The 19,434-nt window shown below is 50.6% G+C and carries 10 protein-coding genes; 5 read left to right on the forward strand and 5 right to left on the reverse strand.

Annotated features, from left to right (window positions below):
• Positions 1 to 399 precede the first annotated feature (399 nt).
• The 4 genes from BLP55_RS07595 to BLP55_RS07610 all read right to left on the reverse strand — a co-directional run bounded on the left by BLP55_RS07595 (position 400) and on the right by BLP55_RS07610 (position 6,063).
• A complete protein-coding gene (locus tag BLP55_RS07595; RefSeq protein WP_091141739.1) occupies positions 400 to 2,703 on the reverse strand; it encodes a glycoside hydrolase family 65 protein in 2,304 nt (767 codons plus the stop codon).
• Between the two features lie 101 nt (positions 2,704 to 2,804).
• Complete coding sequence (gene pgmB, locus BLP55_RS07600; RefSeq protein WP_091141740.1) at positions 2,805 to 3,461, reverse strand: beta-phosphoglucomutase; 657 nt, start codon at positions 3,459 to 3,461, stop codon at positions 2,805 to 2,807.
• Positions 3,462 to 3,471: 10 nt separating this feature from the next.
• The gene (locus BLP55_RS07605) at positions 3,472 to 4,836 is read right to left on the reverse strand and encodes an MFS transporter (RefSeq protein WP_091141741.1); all 1,365 of its coding nucleotides are present in this window, start codon (positions 4,834 to 4,836) and stop codon (positions 3,472 to 3,474) included.
• A gap of 201 nt (positions 4,837 to 5,037) precedes the next feature.
• Entirely contained in the window at positions 5,038 to 6,063 is a 1,026-nt protein-coding gene (locus BLP55_RS07610) for a LacI family DNA-binding transcriptional regulator (RefSeq protein ID WP_091141742.1), read from the reverse strand.
• A gap of 225 nt (positions 6,064 to 6,288) precedes the next feature.
• Between BLP55_RS07610 and BLP55_RS07615 the strand changes: the two genes are divergently transcribed.
• The 5 genes from BLP55_RS07615 to BLP55_RS07635 all read left to right on the forward strand — a co-directional run bounded on the left by BLP55_RS07615 (position 6,289) and on the right by BLP55_RS07635 (position 17,887).
• Positions 6,289 to 9,369 (forward strand): SusC/RagA family TonB-linked outer membrane protein, encoded by a 3,081-nt coding sequence (locus tag BLP55_RS07615; protein WP_091141743.1) that lies wholly within the window; start codon positions 6,289 to 6,291, stop codon positions 9,367 to 9,369.
• 10 nt (positions 9,370 to 9,379) lie between these two features.
• Positions 9,380 to 10,954 (forward strand): RagB/SusD family nutrient uptake outer membrane protein, encoded by a 1,575-nt coding sequence (locus BLP55_RS07620; protein ID WP_091141744.1) that lies wholly within the window; start codon positions 9,380 to 9,382, stop codon positions 10,952 to 10,954.
• 18 nt (positions 10,955 to 10,972) lie between these two features.
• Entirely contained in the window at positions 10,973 to 12,055 is a 1,083-nt protein-coding gene (locus tag BLP55_RS07625; RefSeq protein ID WP_091141745.1) for a SusE domain-containing protein, read from the forward strand.
• A gap of 67 nt (positions 12,056 to 12,122) precedes the next feature.
• Positions 12,123 to 14,978, forward strand: a complete 2,856-nt coding sequence (locus BLP55_RS07630) for an alpha-amylase family glycosyl hydrolase (protein WP_091141746.1) — start codon at positions 12,123 to 12,125, stop codon at positions 14,976 to 14,978.
• Positions 14,979 to 15,100: 122 nt separating this feature from the next.
• Positions 15,101 to 17,887: an AsmA family protein gene (locus BLP55_RS07635; RefSeq protein WP_091141747.1), complete on the forward strand. Its 2,787-nt coding sequence runs from the start codon at positions 15,101 to 15,103 to the stop codon at positions 17,885 to 17,887.
• Here the strand turns inward: BLP55_RS07635 and BLP55_RS07640 are convergent.
• Positions 17,872 to 19,431, reverse strand: a complete 1,560-nt coding sequence (locus tag BLP55_RS07640) for a hypothetical protein (RefSeq protein WP_091141748.1) — start codon at positions 19,429 to 19,431, stop codon at positions 17,872 to 17,874. The genes BLP55_RS07635 and BLP55_RS07640 overlap by 16 nt on opposite strands.
• Between the last annotated feature and the right edge of the window lie 3 nt (positions 19,432 to 19,434).

Below are 19,434 nucleotides of genomic sequence, written 5' to 3' on the forward strand. Positions count from 1 at the left end.
TTGAACAAACGTTCCTCGTGCGGATTTTTGGCGCCGCGGGCAAGCCAAAAATGCAAATATGACTTTCCTGCCTGGCGCGGCATTCACTTTGGAGGCGTTAAGAAAATCCAGCGAAGCAAGCGTTAAAAAAGAAATTCTGTCTGAGCGTAGCGAGTTTATTTCTTTTAGCTTGCAAGCGGGATTTTTAGCCGAGAAAGTGTGCCGCTACGCCTTTTTGCTACTTTTGCGGCGAGGCAAAAGTAGGCCCGCGGCAGCGAAAACATCAATCAAATTTCCTTCGTCAATTCCGACGAAAAATTGCGCCAGGGATGGCAGCGGCATCCTTTTGCGGCCGCAGTCCCGACACTTCGGGACGGAGGCCGTAAAAGATACAGCGGACAGCCCGCCCGTGGCGCCCACTTACACTATCACTAAACTATCCGGCTCCACCGTCACCTGTCTTCCGTTCACGAAAACGACGAGCGGCGTATTCCCCTCAATATTAAATTTCGTCTCACCCTCGCTGACCGAAACCTTCAAAACCTGGTTGCGGAAATTGATCTTGAACGAATAGCCTTCCCATTGTTCCGGGATGCGCGGCTCAAAATGCAACTGGTTGTCCTTGACGCGCATGCCGCCAAAACCTTCTACGATGCTCATCCAGGTACCCGCCATCGACGTGATGTGGCAGCCTTCTTCGACTTCTTTGTTGTAATCGTCGAGGTCGAGGCGCGAAGTGCGCAAATAGAACGTGTAGGCCATGTCCATTTTTCCGAGCACTGCGGCCTGGATCGAGTGGACGCACGGTGAAAGCGAACTTTCGTGTACGGTGAATGGTTCGTAAAAATCGAAATGCTTCTCGAGTTGTTCCTTGCTGAAATGGTCTTCGAAGAAATAAAATCCCTGCAACACATCGGCTTGTTTGATGTACGGCGAGCGCAGGATTCGGTCCCATGACCATTTTTGGTTGATCGGGCGTTGCGATTTGTCGAGGTCGGAAACCTTGACCAAATCTTTGTCGAGAAAGCCGTCTTGTTGCAAATACACGTCGTGTTCTTCCGAGAACGGGAAGTACATTTTATCGGCGACTTGTTTCCAGTGCGCGATTTCGGCGTCGTCGAGTTTTACTTTGGACATGATTCTCGAAAAATCGGACGGGTAATCCGCGCGGATTTTGCCGATTTGTTCCATCGTATAATCGATGCACCACTTGGCGATGTAATTCGTGTACCAGTTGTTGTTGACGTTGTTTTCGTACTCGTTCGGGCCGGTCACGCCCAGGATCATGAATTGGTTTTTGTGCGTCGAATAGCTCGCGCGTTGGTGCCAAAACCTTGCGATGCCGATCAAAACTTCGAGTCCTTTTTCAGGAATGTAGCTGTAATCGCCGGTAAAACGGTAATAGTTGTAAATGGCGAACGCGATAGCGCCGTTGCGGTGGATTTCCTCGAACGTGATTTCCCATTCGTTGTGGCATTCTTCGCCGTTCATCGTCACCATCGGGTACAAAGCCGCGCCGTTGGTAAAGCCCAATTTGGCGGCGTTTTCGATGGCTTTGTCGAGTTGGTTGTAACGGTACGTGAGCAAGTTTCTCGCGACTTGTTGGTCTTTGGTCGCCATGTAGAACGGAATACAGTAGGCCTCGGTGTCCCAATAAGTCGAGCCGCCGTATTTCTCGCCGGTAAAGCCTTTCGGACCAATGTTGAGGCGCGAATCCTTGCCCGAATACGTTTGGTTCAATTGGAAAATATTAAAGCGGATGCCTTGCTGCGCCTTGGTGTCGCCGTCGATGGTGATGTCTGACATTTCCCAGATTTTGGCCCACGCATTCGATTGGTCGTCGAACAATTGTTCGTAGCCTTTTTCAAGCGCTTTTTCGATGGTTTTTTGCGCGGCGATATACGTGTCGTCGTGGTTCATCGAAACGGTGTACCCGCCGATTTTGTGGATGGATGCGACTTCGCCTTGCGCAGCGTTGACGGTGTACACAAACTGGATTTTCTCGTTGTTCGCCGATACATTTTCAGGTGAAAGCGCGAGTTCGTCGCCGTTTTTGAGCAGCGTATTCTGCATGAACGTCGTCACGGTAAAATGCGTCTTGAACGTACGTGCGGTCACAAAACCTTCGTTGCCGTCGTGTTTGACGTCGAGTGGCTCCCAGAATTTTTCTTCCCAGTTGGCGTCTTCGTTGTGTACGCCCGCGTCGATGTAGGGTTTGTAGACGATTTTCGCGTCTTTATTCAGCGGCGTGATTTCATAGTTGATGACGCCCACTTCGTCCAATTCCAACGACAGGAATCGATTGACGTTGACCGAAACTTCGGTGCCGTTTTGCAGCGTCGCTTCGAAAGATCGGTTGTACCAGCCTTGCTTCATGTTGAGCTCGCGGCGGAAATTCTTGACCGACGTACATTGGGCCAAGTCAAAATTCTCGCCGTTGATTTCGATGTCGATCCCGATCCAATTCGGGGCGTTCAATACCTTGGCGAAATATTCGGGGTAGCCGTTTTTCCACCAGCCTACCTTGGTTTTGTCTGGATAATAAATGCCCGCGATGTAGCTGCCCTGGAACGTGTGTCCGGAGTAACTTTCCTCAAAATTGGCACGTTGGCCCATGGCGCCGTTGCCGATGCTGAATAAACTTTCGGATGATTTTACCCTTTCTGCATCAAATCCTTCTTCGATAACCGACCAATTGTCGGGTTTGATATAATCCTGGTTCATTTTCTTTCGTTTTAGTCTAAAAGTCGAAAGTCGAAAGTCGAAAGAAATCTTGCCGCGGCTCCTCTTTTGACTTTTGTCTTTTGTCTTTCGTCTTCGATTGATTATTTTTTGATGATGTATTCGATAAAACTCGTGTCGATGTGTACAAAATCAGGGAAATTGTACTGCGCTTCCTTCAAAATCGATTCCTCGCCGATGCCGATGCTCGTCATGCCCGCGATGTTGGCCGCCTGCACGCCCGCCACCGAATCTTCGAACACGATGGCATGCGTGTTGTCGATGCCGAGCAATTTGGCCGCCTGCACGAACACTTCGGGATCGGGTTTGGCGTTGGTCACGTCGTTGCCGTCTACGATGGCGTCAAAATAGGGCAGGATGCCCGTCTTTTCGAGTATCGGACGCGCGTTCTTGCTCGCCGACCCCAACGCTATCGGTTGGCCGTGGTCTTTTAAAAATTGCAGGATGTGCAACACACCCGGCAACAATTCACTTTGGTCCATGTGCACCAGATACGACAGGTAATCTTCGTTTTTTTGTTTGAGCCATCGGTCTTTGTCTTCTTGCGACGCCGACATTTTACCGAGTTGCAAAATAATATCCAAAGAACGTACGCGGCTCACGCCTTTTAACTCTTCGTTGTGCTCGGGAGTGAATTCGATCCCGAGTTCGGCGGCGATTTTCTGCCAGGCTAAGAAATGATATTTGGCCGTGTCGACGATTACGCCGTCGAGGTCAAAAATGAATGCTTTTTTAGTCATGAATTGGGGTTTAAGCTTCTACGTCTTTTACCTTGGCCACGAGCGCGGCGGCGATCAAAAAGCTCACGCCGCTGGTGACCAACGCAAAAATCGCATTGTCGTTGTAAAGGTATTTGACCAGCGGACCGCCGATCAAAGCGTTGATAATTTGTGGGATGACGATAAAAAAATTGAAGATGCCCATGTACACGCCCATTTTCTTGGGAGAAATCGCCCCGGCCAAAATCGCGTACGGCATCGCCAGGATACTTGCCCAAGCCACGCCGATGCAAACCATCGACAGGATGAGCCAGTTTTCATCGGGCATGATGTACATCGACAACAGTCCGATACCACCGATGACGAGTGAAATGGCGTGGGTTTTCTTGCGTCCGATTTTTTTGGCGATCATCGGCAGCGCAAACGCAAAAATCGCCGATACGCCGTTGTAAATCCCGAACAAAATCCCCACCCAATCGCCTGCGGCCTGGTAGGTCGCGCTTTTGACGTCGTCTACGGGCAAACCGTAAATGTGGTGCGCAATGGCGGGCGTCGTAAACACCCACATGCCAAACAATCCGAACCAAGAGAAAAACTGTACCCAACTCAGTTGGCGCATGGTCGATGGCATTTTTCTAAAATCGTCAAAAATGTCCATCAAACGCGCTTCCTTGACCGGCTCTGGATCGGTAGCGTGTTCTGCGGCAAGCGCATCGGCACTGGCTTTTTCGTCGGAAAAACGCGCGAGCTCTTCGGGGGAATATTCCTTGGTGGTGAGTACCGTAACCAAGATCGACGCCACCAAACAAACGGCTCCTACAACAAAGGAGTAAATCAGGTGCTGCGGGACGCTGCCGTCGGTGCTTTCGTTGGGAACGCCAAACCAGTTGTGCAACGCATACGGCAACCATGATCCAATCACGGCGCCAAATCCGATGAGCGCTGTTTGTACGCTAAATCCAAGCGTGGCCTGGTCGTTGCGCAAATTGTCGCCCACAAGCGCGCGGAACGGCTCCATGGCGATGTTGAACGAAGCGTCCATGATCATGAGCATGCCCGCGCCCACCCAAAGGGCAGGGAGCAACGCGATAAAAATGTCGGCTTGCGGCATGAGGATCAGTCCCACCGAAGCCAGCAAGGCACCCGCCAAAAAGAATGGTTTTCGTCGGCCAAAACGGCCCCAGGTGTTGTCGCTATAATGCCCGATGATGGGTTGGACAATCAGTCCCATGAGCGGGGCGATGATCCAAAACCACGACAGTTCGTGTACATCGGCACCAAAGGTTTGAAGAATCCTGCTCGCGTTGGCATTCTGAAGGGCAAAACCCATTTGTATCCCAAAGAAACCGAAACTCATGTTCCAGATTTCCCAGAAACCTAATCTACGCTTTTCCATTATCGTAATTTAAATTATCTACGATAAGCGTGTCGCTTATCAAAACTCACTTTTGTTTTCGAAGTAAAAGTTTTAAGCCCTGATAATCGGATGTAAATATAGGAGTTTTTTGGTTCGAAAAAATTTTTGGGCGGAATTAACAATCGTCAAAACCGCCCAATAAAAAATATAAATAATTAATAAACAATAATTTAACCAAGACTACAACGTTGGCGTAGATTCCCGTACCACCAAATGCGTCTCGATGACTTCGGTGCGGTACAGTTCTTCGTCCTCTTCTTCTGATTCGAGCCGGTCGATGAGCATCTTGGCCGCTTTGCCGCCCATCTTGATGCCGTTTTGCGATACCGTCGTGATGCTAGGCGAGGAGTATTTGGAGATGATACCGTCGGTAAAACCAATGACCGAAACATCCTCGGGAACTTTTTGACCCAGTTTGTTGGCCGCCTTGATGGCCGTGACGGCAAACAGTTCGTTGACGGCAAACACCGCGTCGGGTTTGACTTCTTGCATCATTTTTTCGATGGCTTCTTCGCAGTTGTCGATGTCTTCGATGCGCAGGATCAGGCTTTCGTCGACTTTGCGGTCGTTGGTACGCAGCGCCTTGATGTAGCCATCGGTACGCAATTTTCCTACGCTCACATAGTCGACGGTCGTGATCAGTGCAATTTTATTGAAGTCGTTGTTGATGAGGCTTTGCACGGCATCGAATGCGGCCGCGTTGTCATCGATGATGACTTTGTCGCACAAAATGTCGCTTGTGACGCGGTCGAACATCACCACGGGCATGCCCTGGTTGATGACCTCGGCGATGTGGTGGAAGTCTTTTTTGTGCTGCGTTTCCTTCGAAAGCGACATGATGAATCCGTCGATGCTGCCGTTGGCGAGCATTTCCATGTTGATGACCTCTTTGTCGAACGATTCGTCCGAAAGCGTCACGATGACGTTGTACCCGTGCTCGTTGGCCACGTGTTCGATACCGCTGATGACGGTCGCGAAAAAGTGGTGCACAATTTCGGGAATGATGATGCCGATGGTCTTGGTTTTCTTGTTCTTAAGACTCAGCGCAATCAGGTTGGGTTTGTAGTTGTAGAGCTTGGCGAACGCCTGTACTTTTTGACGCGTATCCTCGGATATTTCGGGGCTGTCGCGCAACGATTTGGATACGGTAGAAATCGACACGTCCAATTCCTTGGCAATTTGTTTGAGGGTCACTTTTCTTTTCATCAACAAAAGGATAAATAATGTTTTCGAAATAAAGGTAAATTTAATTTTCGCAAATCGAAATTTTCACCTTAAAAATATGCGTATTCGGGAAAGTTTTCAACACGAAAACGTTTTCGGTGCTCATTTGGAACGCGTTAACACAAATCGACGTAAATTTTACTTAATTTTAACATTCGAAGTAAAAGTATAAGCGCTAAAAAACTAATTCTAACTTAAACAAAATGTATGAAAACAATTTACAAAAAGTTGTTGTTGTTATTGCTTCTACTTCCGTTTAGTGCGCTGGCCCAGAGCACTTTGAAAGGAACTGTTGTCGACGGCGCGTCGAAGCAGCCCATTCCGGGAGTAAATGTAGTGATTCAGGGTGCCTCGGGCGGTACCCAAACCGATTTTGACGGTAATTTTACCTTGGCCGGGGTCAAGAATGGCGATACCATCGTCTTCTCGTACCTGGGCTATACCAATTACTCGGTCGCTTATTCGGGGCAGGCCAACCTGACGGTCAATCTTCGGGAAGAAGCCGCGCAGCTCAGCGAGGTAGTCGTCCAAATCGGATACGGCTCGGTCAATAAAAAAGATGCGACCGGATCGGTATCTTTGGTTACGGCCAAAGACTTCAACAAAGGCGCTATCGTATCGGTAGACCAGTTGTTGACCGGTAAAGCTGCCGGTGTTCGTATCGTCAACGGTGGCGGTGCGCCCGATGCTACACCCGAGATTTTGATCAGGGGTGGTGCGTCGATCAGCGCGTCGAACAGACCACTCATTGTAATCGACGGCGTGCCTATCAGCAACGATTACCCTGCCGGTATCGCGAACCCGTTCAACCTGATCAACCCGAACGATGTAGAGAGCTTCTCGATCCTTAAGGATGCGTCGGCTACAGCGATTTACGGTGTGCGTGCTTCGAACGGTGTCATCATCATCACGACCAAGAAAGGTTCGTCGGGTGAGCCGCAGTTCAACTATTCGGGCAGTGTAACGACCGGTCAGGTGGATGAAAAAATCGACCTCATGAGCGGTACCGAGTACACGCAGTTCATCAGACAATATTTCCCTGAGCGCGTAGGCGATTTGGGTATTCCTGATGGCTCTGGAATTGCCGACGATCCTACGACTTCGGCCATCGAGGGCAGAACGTTGTATGATGTAGACTGGCAAGACCAGATTTTCCGTACCTCGATTTCAACCGACCATACGTTCAGCGCGCGCGCGAACTTGTATAAGAAAATCCCATTCCGTTTCTCATTGGGTTATAACAACACCCAAGGTTTGGTCAAGACGAGCGATTACGAGCGTTTTACCTACTCGCTCAAAATGACGCCGAAATTGCTCAACGATCATTTGAAAATCGATGTGAACGCCAAAGGCAGCTACAGCGATAAAAACGCGATCGATCAGGACGGGGCCATTTACGGCGCTTTGTCGATGGATCCGACCAAGCCGGTTTATGGCGTGCCGAACAGCCTTTTTGGCAACTATTACCAATCGACTACACTTAACGGTGGCAGAAATATCATCGATGGCGCCACCAACCCGTTGGCATTGCTCGAACAAAGATCACGTCCGGAGCGCGTAACGCGTTTTATCGGTAATGCCGAGTTCGACTACAAGATGCACTTCCTGCCAGATTTGCGCGCGGTATTGAACTTGGGTATCGATGCGTCGCAATCAAGGATCCACGAATTGTATGATATGGGCGCTATTGCAACGTACCGTTTCAACCAGGCCAATGAACCGGTGTTGAATCCAGGGGTGAACTACGTCGAGAACCAAGCGAACACCAATACGACAATGGATGCCTATCTCGTGTATGCTAAGGATTTGAACGGATTTGTCAACAAATTTGACCTTACTGGTGGTTACAGCTATCAGAACTTTGTGATCGACGGCAACAAGCAAAACTTCCGCTACAACGAAAGTCCGGGAACAGGAATTCGCGAAGAGATCATCAACCCGAACAACGTAAACAACCGTTACTACAACATCTTGAACTTGCAGGCATTTTTTGGTCGTGCCAACATCGATTTTGCAGGCAAGTACTTGTTGACCGCTTCCTTCCGTGCAGAGGCTTCCTCTGTGTTTACAGGAAAGGACCAGCAATGGGGCTATTTCCCATCGGGGGCATTCGCTTGGAAAATCAAGGAAGAATCGTTCATGAAAGACGTAAACTTTGTAGACGATTTGAAACTGCGTTTGAGCTACGGCGAAACGGGACAAGCCAGTATCACCGGTACGGTAGGATACTACCCGTCTAGACCGTTGTTCCTTCCAGGTAGTCCAACAAGCCAGTATCTTCCGGGATCATTGACCTATTCTGCACTCGCTTTTAACCCAGACATCACTTGGGAAACCAGTAAAACATACAATGCAGGTCTCGACTTTTCGTTCTTCAAGAATGGACGTTTGTCGGGTAGCGTAGATTTCTACTCGAGAGAAACCGAAGACCTCTTGGCACGAGTACCGGTTCCGGTGGGGCAATACCTGACCAACGAGGCGATCCGTAACTTTGGGTCAACCGAAAGCAAAGGTTTTGAAGTTGCGTTGAACGTCAAGGCGTTCGATGCCGAAAAAGTACAAATAAACGTGGGCGGAAACATCGCTTACAACTATTCTGAAGTAACCAAATTGGATGGCGGTGTTACCGCGGTACAAGCCACCGAGAGCCGTATTCCTACGCAAACCGGTTTGTTTCTGGCCAACCATGCCGTAGGATACCAACCGTATTCGGCATGGGTATTCCAGCAAATTTATGATGCGGCGGGCAACCCAATTCCAGGTGCATTTGCCGACTTGAACGCCGACGGACAAATTACCAACGACGACAAATACTACCGTTCGTTGCGTCCGAACTGGACTTACGGTTTCAACTTGAACATCAATGCGTACAACTTTGATTTTTCTGCGGGTTTCCACGGTCAAATCGACGGTATGGCCTACAATTCATCGGTCATCAAGTACGGTTTTACCGAACGTGCTACACAAGGGACAACCAACGCGCTCAACAACGTGATGGATTTCAACCAAGGCGCGGCCGATCCGACTTTTGCCAACTTCAACGGCAACAGTGCATTCTCTGATTACTTGCTCGAAGAGGCTTGGTTCTTGCGTTGCGACAACATCACGCTCGGTTACAAATTCCCGAAATTTGTCAAGAACACCAGCTTGAGAATCTACGGATCGATCAACAACGCTTTCATCATCACCGATTACAGCGGTCAGGATCCTGAGAACTACAATGCGATCGATAACAATTTCTATCCACGTCCGAGAATGTACACTTTTGGACTGAGCTTTGACTTTTAATTAAAAAACTATGAAAAAATTCAGTATTAATCTAATTGGAGCGGCTTTGCTTCTGTTTACGCTGAACGGTTGTACCGACGACCTCAATACAGAACCAAAGATCGAAAAAACGCTCGAGCAACTGTTGGCCGAAGATCCAGAAGCGATCAACGGCATGTTGTCTAAACTCTACGCTGCGTTTGCACTTTCTGGGCCAGACGGACCGGGCAGTTCCGACCTTGTGGGCGACGACGCGGGTGAATCGCCGTTTTTGCGCAACATCATCAACTTGCAGGACTTTACCGCCGACGGCTTGAAAAACCGTTGGGGCGATAACGGTCTCGACCAGTTGACCACGACTTCGCAATGGGACGAGAACAACAAATTCTTCCGCTACCTGTACAACCGCGTGTATTATGTGATCCCACAATGTAACAACATCATTGTGGCGCTTGATAACGCCGATGTACCGAACAGCGAGGCCTATAAGTCAGAAATCCGCTTTTTGCGCGCCATGGCTTATTTTTACATGATCGATTGTTTCGGAAAAGGCGTTTTGGTGACCGAGGCCGATGCAGATGCCGGTATCTCGCAGCCTAAGCCCGAAGCGTCAAGAATTGAACTTTTTAACTTTGTAGAGTCGGAATTGCTGGCCATCGAAGATGCTACGCCTATGACCACTTCGTACGGACGCACCAACAAATCGGCGGTGCGCATGTTGTTGGCCAGGTTGTATTTGAACGCACAAGTCTACACCGGAGAAGCGCATTACAGCGAGGCGTTGACCTATGCGGCCAAAGTGATCGACGAAGGCGGCTACTCGTTGGCACCTGATTTCGTGAGTTTGTTCTCGGGCGACAACAACCAAGGTCAAGCGCAAAACGAAATCATTTATGCCTTGCTTGCCGATCCGGTCGTAAGCCAAAGTTATGGCAACACCACCTATTTGGTTCAAGGCAGTTTGCTCGCAGAGACCATGACGGTGAATGAATACGGCGTAACCGGCAACGGCTGGGGCGGACACCGCGCCACCAAGGCTTGGTACGGCTTGTTCGGCAACAGTGCCGCTGCACTCGCCGCTTCGCCTGACGAGCGCGCCCAATTGTTCTGGACGACGGGTCACAGCTTCGAAATGAACGATTACAAAATTTGGGTAGATGGGTTTCCGTCGATCAAATACCGCAACACGAACTTCACAGGAAGCTCGGTGGCTACCGAATTCTCGGGAACCGATTTCCCGGTATTTCGCTTGGCCGATGCCTACCTGATGTATGCCGAGTGCGTAGTGCGGGGAGCGGGCGGTTCGCCGACTACGGCTTTGCAGTATGTCAACTTGGTCAGACAACGTTCGAACGCAGCTGCGATTTCGTCGGGTGATCTCGACCTCGATTTCATCTTGGACGAACGCGGACGCGAACTGAATTTCGAAGGCATCCGCAGAACCGATTTGATCCGTTTCGGCAAATTCACCGGCGGTGCTTACCTCTGGCCATGGAAAGGCGGCGTCAAAGACGGTACGGCCATTCCAGCTACTTACAATGTATTCCCGATTCCTTTGACAGCGTTGCAAGCGAATCCAAACTTGACTCAAAACCCTGGTTATTAATAATTAAAGATATTCACGATGAAAAAAATAGTAAAACTTTCTGCTTTGTTCCTGATGGTTGCAGCCACTTTCTCTTGCGAGGAAGACGAAATTCCGAATGGAGCCATGATTACACCACAAAACGGTCCGGTCATTATTGCGCCGGATGCCGGAACCAATGTTGTACTCTCACCTGAGAATATGGACAACCTGGGGTTGACGCTCGCTTGGACAGACGCTGCGTACAGCACTGCGACACCCATCACGTACAACGTAGAATTTGCTGCGGCAGGTACCGACTTCGCCGAGCCGTTTGAAGTGGCCAGCACCACCAACAGATCGGTAAGCTGGACTGTAGAGCAATTGAACTCGATCGCAATCAATCCTGACGGATTGGCGTTGCTCCCGTACACCGAACAAGATGTCGACGTTCGTATCATTTCGGTTGTAGGTAATGCGGGCGAACCCATCGCTTCAAACAGCATTACGTTGACCATTACACCGTACACTACCGACAACCCAACGCTTGCCGTTCCAGGAAATCACCAAGGATGGTCGCCTTCGACCGCTCCGCTGATCGCTTCTTCAGGATTTGGCGAAACCGATTACGAGGGTTATATGTGGCTCGACGGCGGATTCAAATTCCTTTCTCCGCAAGCCGACGGGACTTTTGATTGGGGTACGCAAGACTGGGGCGACGACGGTAGCTTCGCAGGTGTTTTGGCCGATGGTGGTAGCGAAACCGATGCCATCGCAACACCGGGTTACTACTATGTAAAAGCCGATACAGAGGCATTGAGCTACAGCACGCAAACCGTAAACTGGGGTGTCATCGGAAACGGTACGCCAACCGGCTGGGATTCAGATACCGACATGGTGTATGACCCTGCGACCAAGACTTTGTCGTTAGACATCATGCTGACCGCAGGCAATTTTTTCAAGTTCCGCGCAAACGACGGCTGGGATTTGAACCTAGGTGACTTCCAAGTCGACAAACCGGGAGCCGGTGAAGTGATGAGCTACGGTGGCGCCGATATCCCTACACCAGGGTCAGGCATGTACCACATCGTACTCGACTTGAGCAACCCAAGAGCTTATACCTATACGGTGACCGCTTTGTAATACAAAATAAATTCCCAAAAAAGGGCTGTTCTCTTACAGCCCTTTTTTATCATAAATACCACTTGCAATGAAAAAAATTATACTAGGCATGGTGTTTTTGCTGACAGGACTCTCAAGTTGGGCACAGGTTACAACCAACCCGACCATTCCAGAGGCCAACCAGGCAGTCACCATTACCTTCAACAAGTCAGGAACCGGTTTGGCCACGTACAACGGAACCATTTACGCACACATTGGCCTTACGGTCAATGGCAATACCTGGCAAAATGTCATCGGGCAATGGGGGCAAAACGGCACCCAACCTGCGCTTTCGGGCTCTGGTAATACCCAAACGCTTACCATTTCACCGAGCCTTTTTGCGTATTTTGGTGTCGATACGTCGGCGTCGGTTACGCAAATCTGTGTGGTGTTCCGTTCGGATACGGGCGCGCAACAATCGGATGATATTTTCATCAACGTGGGTGCGTTCCAGGCGAACCTGAACAGTCCTGCCATCAACAGCACCACGATTCTCAATTCGGGGCAAAGCCTCAACATCACGGCCAGCAACACCAACGGAGCGGCCAATTACAACTTGCTCGCCAATGGCGTGAGCATTTCTACATCGACGGGTTCGTCGTTCAATTACAACGATACGAACATCACCGTCAACAAGAATTATGACCTGCAAATTACGCAGGGTGCGACCACATTTTCGCGCAAGTTCGCCGTGATGATCAATCCGGGGACCATCAGCGCGGCTTTGCCGTCGGCCAATTTGGTGGGAGGTATCAACTACAACCCGACCGATGCGACCAAGGCGATCCTCGTGCTCGATGCACCCCACAAGGATTTTGTGTATGTGGCGGGGAGTTTCAACAACTACAACCCTACGGCGGCCTACGCGATGAAAAAAGACAATGCCGCGGGCTCAACCAAGTTTTGGCTCGAGCTTACAGGCCTGACCCCAGGCCAGATTTACCACTACCAGTATTGGGTAGCCGATGCCACGCCTATCGCCAATTCTCCGGCGCTCGTCAAGACCGCCGACCCTTATTCGTACTTGGTCTTGAACACTTATGACGATCCGTACATCCCTGCGACGAGCTATCCGAACATCCCGACGTATCCGCTCGGGCAGAGCCGCGAGGTATCGGTATTGCAAACCGCGCAAACGCCTTACAACTGGCAGGTGACCAATTTCGTCAAGCCCAAGAAAGAAGATTTGGTGGTGTATGAAGTGCTCATCCGCGACTTCGATGCGAACCGCAACTACCAGGATTTGATCAACAAGATCGATTACTTCAAAAACCTGAACATCAACGCCATCGAATTGATGCCGGTGATGGAATACGAAGGCAACGAAAGCTGGGGCTACAATACCTCTTTTCACTTGGCGCTCGACAAGTTTTACGGCACCGAGAACAAGTTCAAGGAATTCATCGACTTGTGCCACCAGAACGGCATCGCGGTCATACTCGATTTGGCGCTCAACCACGCGTTCGGTCGCAACCCGATGAACCGCATGTGGATGAACGATCCCGACGGCGATGGCTGGGGCGAACCCAGTTCAGAAAGCCCGTATTTCAACCAAGTGGCCACGCACAGCTATGGTGTAGGAAGCGATTTCAACCACCAGCAACCGCGCACGCAAGAATACGTGCGCAGAACGGTCAAACGTTGGATCGAAGATTTCAAGATCGACGGTTTCCGTTGGGACTTGACCAAAGGTTTTACGCAAAACTGTACGGGTGACGAAGGTTGTACGGGTTCTTACCAGCAAGACCGTGTAGACATCCTCAAGCAGTATGCCGACTATTCTTGGAGTTTGGATCCGACGCATTATGTAATTTTCGAACACCTCGGCCAGGATAACGAAGAGAAAGAATGGGCCAACTACCGTCTTAACGAAACCCCGAGCAAGGGCGTGATGATGTGGGCCGAAATGACCTATGCCTATTCACAGCTTATGGGTGGTTATGCCACGGGCGGAGACATTTCGCGTATCGGACATACGTCGCACGCCAACTTCCAGGGCAAACGCGTCATGGGTTATCCCGAGAGCCACGACAAGGAACGTTTGATGTACAACGCGATGACCTACGGCAATGCGGGCGGTACGGCACCTCCGTTCAACAACCTGAACAATTCACTCGGCAGGATGTCGGCAGTTGGCGCAGCGTCATTGCTTGTCCCTGGTCCGAAGATGATCTGGCATTTTGCCGATTTGGGGATGCAATTGTCTATTTACACCTGCAACAACGGCACGGTCAATACCGAAAGTGACCCGACTGCAGGCGATTGCAAGCTCGACACCAAGCCGCAGCCGCAATGGACCGAGAATTGGTTGGCCAACGCCAACCGCAACAAAATCTACAACGATTGGGCCAAGATGATCGCGCTCAAGATCCAGGAACCGGTATTCGAAGGCAACTATGCAATCAGTACCAACGGAAGCAACATCAGACAGCGTATTTACATCTACGACGATGCCATTCCGTCTACGCAGCTCAAGAATGTGGTGGTGCTGGCCAACTTTTCGGTGGCCGCGCAAAACATCACGCCCGATTTCCCTTACACCGGAACCTGGTACAATTTGATGGACAACACGCCAGTGGTGGTCACCAATACTACTACGCCGATTAACTTACCGGCGGGGCAATTTGCGGTGTACGGCAACAGACCGGTGACGCTCAACACCGACCAATTCGAAACTACGGCCAGCATTGGCTTGGTGCCGAACCCGTCGTCGGATTACTTTACGGTGAATACCAACGTAAACAGCCTTGAGGTGTATTCGCTTTCGGGGCAATTGGTCAAATCGTTCGGCAAAAACGACGAGCAATACCAATACCCGATCGGCGATTTACCGAGTGGTTTGTACCTGGTCAAGGCGACCGACACCTACAACAGGAACGTCACGTTACGCATGATAAAGCAATAAAATTTTGAGTTAGTTGAATTTTATTTCCAAAAGGCCTTTCCGTCAAACGAAAGGCTTTTTATTTTTTCGTAAAATGCCGTTAATTGCTTTGCTAAAAAGCTGCGGATGACTAGTTTTGCGGCATGAAACCAAGTGTCAGATCGCGCATCTTGAAAGTGCTCAAATGGACCGGAATTTCGATTGCCGGATTGTTGCTCGTGTTGTTTTTGTTACCCGTCCTTTTCCCAGGCCAGATCGAGCAAAAAATAAAGGATTTTGCCAACGAAAGGCTCGAAGGCGAGCTCCATTTCAAAGAGGCCGATTTGTCTTTCTTTGCGCATTTCCCTTCGCTTACGCTCACCCTCAAAGATTTCAAACTCAACGGATCCAAACCGTACGCCAAACAAACGCTGGTGTCGGCCGATGAGATTTCGTTCGGCATCAACCTCAAACGACTCGTTTTTAACGGGCAGGTGCACATCGACAAGATTTTCCTGTCCAAGGCATTGATGAATGTGCAGGTCAACGAAAAGGGCGAAGCCAATTACAACGTCTATGTGTCCGAAGAAACCACTGAAACCGACGATCCGTCAGGGACATCGCTCAAGCTCGAACGCATCGACATCCGCGACAGCCACCTGGTGTACAACGATCGTTCGGCCAAGATGCTGATCGACGCACGTGGGTTCGACTATTTGGGCAAAGGTGCGCTCGACCAGGCCGTGTTCGATATTTTTACCGAGGCCGAAATCGGTTCGCTCGACCTGTCGTTCGACGGCGAAACCTACCTCAAGAACAAACGTGTGCGTGCCGAACTGGTCACCCAAATCAACACCAACTCGCTGGCATTTGTGTTCGCGCAAAACAACCTCAAGATCAACAAGCTTCCGGTGGAGTTTACGGGTAAATTCGACTTTTTGCGCAACGGCTACGACATCGACTTCAAGATCCAATCGCAAAACAGCAAACTCAACGATTTTTTTACGGCCTTACCGCCGCAATACGTGACGTGGCTCGAAAAGACCAGTGTAGATGGGCGCACCGATCTGTCGCTCACGCTCAAAGGCCAATACATCGCCTCGCAGAACAAAAAGCCCGATGTGGCCTTTAACATGAAAATCCGCGACGGCGAGATCGAAAGCAACAAGGCGCCGCTGCCGGTGACCAACCTGTATTTGAATTTCGATACCAAGCTTCCGGCGCTTGACCCCGAGCGTTTGCAGGTGAACATCGATTCGATTTTTTTCAATGTCGGCAAAGATTATTTCAAGGCGATCGTCAAATCGGAGGGTATGAGCAAGCCGGTGATCGACGCGCGCGTCCAATCGGAGCTCGATTTGCAAAAAATGGATCAGGCGTTCGGGATCGACAACATCGATTTGAAAGGAAAACTCGACATGAACATCGTTTCCAAAGGAACCTACGACAAGACCAAGGATCTTTTTCCGGTGACCAACGGGAAGTTCTCGCTGCAAAACGCGTCGGTCCAAACGACTTATTATCCGCAGCCGATACAAAACATCAACCTGGTGGCGTCGCTCACCAACCGCAACGGCGCATTCCAGGACAGCAAGCTGGTCATCAGTCCAGCATCGTTCGTATTCGAGGGCAAGCCGTTTGCGTTGCGCGCCACGTTCGATGATTTTGCCGATGTGGCCTACGACATCCAGGCCAAGGGCGAAATCGATGTGGCCAAGGTGTACCGTGTATTTTCGCAAAAAGGCCTCGATTTGCAAGGATTCATCAAGGCCGATGTGGCGTTCAAGGGCAAACAAAGCGACGCGACCGAAGGACGTTACGACAAGCTCGACAACCGTGGAACCCTGGCGCTGCGCGACATCAGGATGCGTTCGGGGTATTTTCCGAAACCATTCGTGATCCGCGACGGGCTTTTTGCGTTCGACCGAAACCGTATGACGTTCGATAATTTTAATGCGACGTATGGCCAGTCGGATTTCAAGTTGAACGGCGCGCTCGAGAACGTGATCAACTATGCGTTGTCCGACCGCGAGACGCTCAAAGGCTCGTTTGCGTTGGCTTCGCAATACCTCAATATCGACGAATTTACTTCGGGCGTGGCCGAGACACCGACAGATTCTACCGCGACGACCCCGACCGAACCCGCCAAAGGCGTGATTGCCATCCCGCGTAACCTGGATTTGCAGTTTTCGGCCGATGCAGCAAAGGTCCATTTCGACGGGTTGGAACTTACGCAAACCAAGGGCAATCTTTCGGTGCACCAAGGCAAGCTCAGTTTGCGCAACACGGGCTTCGAACTGATCGGTACCAAGGTGGCTTTCGAAGCGGATTATACCAACGAAACCCCGTCGCGCGCGGCGTTCGATTTCAAGGTTTCGGCCAAGGACTTCGACATCAAACGCGCCTACGACGAAGTCAAGCTGTTTCGCGAAATGGCGTCGGCGGCCGAAAATGCGCAAGGGATCATCTCGCTTGCCTACAAAGTCAACGGCAAGCTCGACGACCAAATGCAGCCGATTTACCCGTCGCTCGAAGGAGGCGGTACGATTTCGGTGCGCAAGGTCAAGGTGATGGGTTTTAAAATGTTTGGCGCCGTGAGCCGCGAGACCCAGCACAGCGAGCTCGAAAATCCCGATGTTGCCGATGTGCAGATACACAGTTCAATCAAGAACAACATCATCACCGTAGAGCGTTTCAAGTTCAAGATGGCCGGGTTCCGTCCGCGTATCGAAGGCACGACGAGTTTCGACGGCGCGATCAATTTCAAGATGCGTTTGGGCCTGCCGCCGCTGGGCATCATCGGTATCCCGATGACCATCACCGGGACCAAGGACGACCCCAAGGTCAAACTGGGCCGTCAAACCGAGGAACTGGCCGAGACCAAGTATGTCGAAACCGCAACGCCCGTAGCCAAAGACTCCACGGCTGCGCCCGTTCAAACAAAAATCTGAAGTAATCCTTGTGCGATGTTGCGCCAAAAAAAGTTGTAGAATGATTTTTCGGGGATGCGTTCGACCTCGACCTGCGTGGCTTTGACCTGCCCCTTTGTATCGTTCTTGACAAACAGATTGCCCACGGCGGTTAGGAATTTGTTCTTTTTTGACCGGTCGTTTTGCTGGTAGACGGTGACCTTGAAATCGTCGTATTTGATCGCGAATTCGCCGTGCGAGCGTACATCGTTCCCTGTAAAATTAAAAAACACTTCGTTGAGCGTGCCCTCTGTCGTGGCGTTGAGATAGGGTTTGGTGAATGCGTTGACGCGCGCCGCATCGACATTTTTGATCCTGCCACGTATGTTGAACCCGTCGGATTTGTCCAAAACGTTGAGCTTCCATTCGACGTGCATGGGCGAAGTGGCCATGAATCGGCAGTCGATGTCGATCTTGAGGTCGGGTAGCTTTTTTTGCCTGAACCCACTGCAAATGTGCGTGGCCGTCAGGTCGAACCGGTCGAAGATCAATTTGCCCGAACCCTGTCCGAACGATTTTTCCTCTTCATAGGCAAGCAACGACTGCCGCAAACGCAACGTATCGACCTTTAAATCGAAGTCCAGATCGCGCAGCAGTTTGTTGTAAAGCGGTTTTTTGCTGAGGTCGTCGGGCGGCATTTTGGCGCGGTAGATATCGGCCAGCGCCTTGTCGATTTGTACCGAACCGACATGCGCAAACAGCACCGTGTCGCGAAAGCCCCAATCGAGCCGATCGAGTTTGATTTGCTTGGCCGATACCACAAACAAATCCTTCTCTTTTGCGATTTTCTGTACGAACGCACGTCTTGAATAGCGCGGCGTCAACTTGAAATCGCCGATGGAAAGTTCATCCCGGGTCGCGGCGATTTTTTGCGTCGTCAAATGATAAAACCCGTTGGCCTGGTAGTATGCGCTGTCGCAACTGAATTCGTAGGCGTCGAACGCGAACGGGATTTTTTGGTCGAGCGTTTGGTCGTCTATGCGGATGCCTTCGAGCTGCAGGTTGACGTTGGCCGCGTGCAGCAACGCTTTTTGGGTTTGGGTGTTGACGACTTTCGCGTCGGCGTTTCGCACGTAAATGTCCGATACCGAAACGATTTTGTCGAAAGGCGCGACCACCGTTTTCTTGAGGTTCTTGGGGTGCGACGCCTTGTCGTTTTTCTTGTACACGACAATTTGCGGACGCGTCACGGTGATGCTGCGCGCGCGGATACGGTCTGAAAACAGCACGCTCCAGATTTTGAAATTCTTGATCTCGACCGATTGCACCGTGGCGTACAACCCCGATTTGATGGCTTGGTTTGCAGCGGCCGACTTGGGAACCACCTCGATGCTGTCGGCTTTGATGTACCCGTCCATCAGCGAATAGCTCAGGTTTTTGTAGTCGATGGCGTAATCGGAGCGGTTTTTTTCGCGCAACATTTTGGGCAACGCGCGGTCGATCCAAACATTGACGCCAATGCCCATCAGCAAAACCACGCCGAACAAAACCAAAATGCCGATGGCTGTTTTTTGTTTCCAATCCATTAT

The sequence above is a fragment of the Flavobacterium caeni genome (assembly GCF_900101895.1).
GTDB lineage: Bacteria > Bacteroidota > Bacteroidia > Flavobacteriales > Flavobacteriaceae > Flavobacterium > Flavobacterium caeni.